General features: G+C 69.9%; 1 protein-coding gene. It reads left to right on the forward strand.

Annotated elements, in window-relative coordinates:
• Positions 1-3,880: type I polyketide synthase (locus V6U90_RS32680; protein WP_334444926.1), on the forward strand; the 3,880-nt coding region annotated here is incomplete at both ends.

Raw genomic sequence — 3,880 nt, forward strand, 5'->3', positions numbered from 1 at the left:
GCATCTGCACGAGTTGACCCGGGATCTGGATCTGTCGGCGTTCGTGTTGTTCTCGTCGGCTGCCGGCGTGTTCGGCGGTCCCGGCCAGGGCAGCTACGCGGCGGCCAACGCCTTCCTCGACGCCCTCGCCGGATGGCGGCGGGCCGACGGACTCGTTGCGGTCTCCCTCGCCTGGGGCCCCTGGCAGCACGGCATGGCCGAGCAGCTCAGCCAGCGTGACCGGGACCGGATGGAACGCGATGGCGTGCTCGCCCTCAGCACCGAGGAAGGGCTCGCACTCCTCGACACCGGTCTCGTCGCCGGCACCTCGGCTCTCGTTCCGGTACGCCTCGACCTGGCCGCCCTGCGTTCCCGTGACCAGCAGCCGCAGGCCCTCCTGCGCGGACTGGTCGGCACCCCGGTACGCCGCCGTCGGGCGGCACAGGCGTCCGACGCCACCGGCCTCGCAGCCCAACTGGCCGGGCTGGGTACGGCCGAGCGGGAGGCTGCTCTGGTGGATCTGGTGCGGGCTGAGGTGGCCGGGGTGCTTGGGCACGCGTCGGCTGATGCGGTGGAGTCGGGTCGGGCGTTCAAGGAGCTGGGTTTCGACTCGCTGACCGGTGTCGAGCTGCGTAACCGGCTCGCCAAGGTGACCGGTCTGCGGCTGCCCGCGACGCTGGTGTTCGACCACCCGAGTGCGGTGGCGTTGGCCCGGTTCATCGGGTCGGAGTTGTTCGGTGCGGACGAGCCGGTGGCGGGGTTGCCGGTGGCGGCGGTGGCGGACGACGAGCCGATCGCGATTGTCGGCATGGCCTGCCGGTTCCCCGGCGGGGTCTCCTCGCCCGACGAACTGTGGCAACTCGTGGTCGCCGGAGGTGACGGGGTCACCGGGTTCCCGGAGGACCGGGGCTGGGACATCGAGGCGATCTACCACCCCGACCCGGACCACACCGGGACGACGTACTCACGCCACGGCGGTTTCCTGCATCGGGCGGCGGATTTCGATCCCGGGTTCTTCGGGATTTCGCCGCGTGAGGCGGCGGCGATGGATCCGCAGCACCGGTTGTTGTTGGAGTCGTCGTGGGAGGCGGTGGAGGCGGCCGGGATCGATCCGGTGTCCCTGCGGGGTTCGCGGACGGGTGTGTTCGCGGGTGTGATGTACCACGACTACGACAGTGTGGTGGCGTCCGCCGCCGACTCGGTGGAGGGTTTCCTCGGTACCGGTGGCAGCATCGCCTCGGGTCGGGTGGCGTACCACCTGGGCCTGGAAGGGCCCGCAGTCACCGTCGACACCGCCTGCTCATCCTCACTTGTTGCCCTGCATCTCGCCGCCCAGGCGCTGCGCTCGGGGGAGTGCTCACTCGCTCTCGCCGGTGGTGTGACCGTGATGGCCACCCCGGGCACGTTCATTGACTTCTCCCGGCAGCGTGGTCTGTCGCCGGACGGTCGGTGCAAGGCGTTCGCCGCCGGTGCGGACGGTACCGGTTGGGCCGAGGGTGTGGGCATGCTCGTGCTGGAGCGGCTCTCCGACGCGCAGCGCAACGGGCGTCGGATCCTGGCCGTGGTGCGCGGATCCGCCATCAACCAGGACGGTGCGTCGAATGGTCTGACCGCGCCGAACGGTCCGTCGCAGCAGCGGGTGATCCGGGCGGCTCTTGCGTCGGCCGGGATTGCGGCCACCGACGTGGACGTGGTGGAGGCGCACGGTACGGGTACCAGTTTGGGTGACCCGATCGAGGCGCAGGCGCTGCTTGCCACCTATGGCCAGGACCGGGTCGATGGTGAGCCGCTGTGGCTCGGTTCGATCAAGTCGAATCTGGGTCATACGCAGGCGGCTGCGGGTGTGGCGGGTGTGATCAAGATGGTGCAGGCGATGCGGCATGGTGTGTTGCCGCAGACGCTGCATGTGGATGCGCCGTCGCCGCATATCGACTGGGAGTCGGGTGCGGTGGAGTTGTTGACCGAGGCGCGGGAGTGGCCGCAGGTTGACCGGCCGCGTCGGGCGGCGGTGTCGTCGTTCGGTATCTCGGGGACGAACGCGCACGTAATTCTGGAGCAGCCGCCGGTGTTGCCGGAGCTGCCGGTCGCGCCGCAGCCGTCCGGCCGGGTGCTGCCCTGGGTGCTCTCCGGTCGTACCCCGGAGGCCGTCCGCGCCCAGGCGGCGAAACTGCTCACCGTGGTGCAGGCGGAGTCGGCGCCAACCATTCAGGGCATCGGCTGGTCGCTGGCGTCCACCCGGTCGGCTTTCGAGTACCGGGCGGTCCTCACCGGGGCAAAGCCGGCGGACTTCGTCAAGGGTCTCGACGCGCTGGCCGCCGGTCGCTCGGCCCGTACGGTCGTCCAGGGACGGGTCACCTCCGGCGGGCTCGGTGCAATGTTCACTGGTCAGGGTTCGCAGTGGGTGGGGATGGGTCGTGGTCTTTACGACGTGTTCCCGGTGTTCGCCTCGGCGTTCGATGCGGTGTGCGTTGAGCTTGACCCGCTGCTGGACGTGTCCCTGCGGTCGGTTGTCTTCGACGGCAGTGGGGATCTGGATCAGACGGGGTTGACCCAGCCGGCCATCTTCGCGGTCGAGGTGGCGCTGTACCGCCTGGCGGAGTCGTTCGGTGTCAAGCCGTCGGTGTTCGTGGGTCATTCGGTGGGTGAGATCGCCGCCGCGCACGTCACGGGTGTGCTGTCGCTCAACGATGCGGCGAGGTTGGTGGCGGCTCGTGGTCGGTTGATGCAGGCCCTCCCGGCTGGTGGGGTGATGGTGTCGGTGCAGGCCACCGAGGCCGAGGTGCTGCCCCTGCTGGCCGGCCGGGATGACAGTGTGGGGATCGGCGCGGTCAACGGCCCCACCTCCGTGGTCATCTCCGGTGCTGAGGCGGCCGTGGAGGGGATCGCCGAGCACTTCCGGTCCCAGGGCCGCAAGACCAAGCGGCTGTCGGTGTCGCACGCGTTCCATTCGCCGTTGATGGCGCCGATGTTGGACGAGTTCCGTGCCGTGGTTGCCGGACTGGCGTTCACGCCGGTGGACACGCCGGTCGCTTCGACGGTGACCGGCGAGTTGACCACTGCCAGTGTGTGGGCGGATCCGGATTACTGGGTGGAGCACGTCAAGGCGGGCGTCCGGTTCGCCGACGCGGTGACCGCCGCGCACACCAGTGGTGTGGTCACGTTCGTGGAGGTTGGTCCGGATGCGATCCTGACCGCGCTGACCGGGCAGATTCTGGAGGATGCTCCGGCCGTGCCGCTGGTACGCCGCAACCGGGACGCGGCGGTCACCTTCACGGCCGGTCTCGGTGCGCTCTGGGCCCGGGGCATCAGCGTCGACTTTTCTGCCCTGCTGGCCGGCGGCCGGCAGGTGGATCTGCCGACCTACGCCTTCCAGCACGAGCGGTACTGGCCGCAGCGGGCAACCGTTACCGGCGACGTCTCGTCGGCCGGCATCACCGGTGCCCGGTACCCGATGCTCGGGGCGATGGTGGCCATGCCGGACGCCTCGGTCTTCACCGGCCGGCTCAGCCTCGACACCCACCCGTGGCTCGCCGACCACGTGGTCGGCGGGACGATCCTGGTACCCGGGGCGGCGCTGGTCGACCTGGCGTTGCACGTCGCCGAGGAGACCGGCTGCGAAGCCGTTGACGAACTCACCCTCCAGGCGCCGCTGGTCATCCCCGGTACCGGGGCGGTCCAGATCCGGGTCAGCGTCGCGGCACCGGACCCGACCGGCAACCGGTCCCTGACCATCCACTCCCGTCCCGAGCGCAACGGTGACGAGCGCCTCGACTGGGTGCAGAACGCCGCCGGAGTACTCGCCGTGCACCAGGTACCGGCCCACTTCGACCTCAGCGTCTGGCCTCCGGTTGGTGCGGAGGTGGTGTCGGTGGATGAGTTGTATGACGGTTTGGCTGCGGTG

This window comes from Micromonospora sp. CPCC 206060 (assembly GCF_036906895.1).
Taxonomy (GTDB): domain Bacteria; phylum Actinomycetota; class Actinomycetes; order Mycobacteriales; family Micromonosporaceae; genus Micromonospora.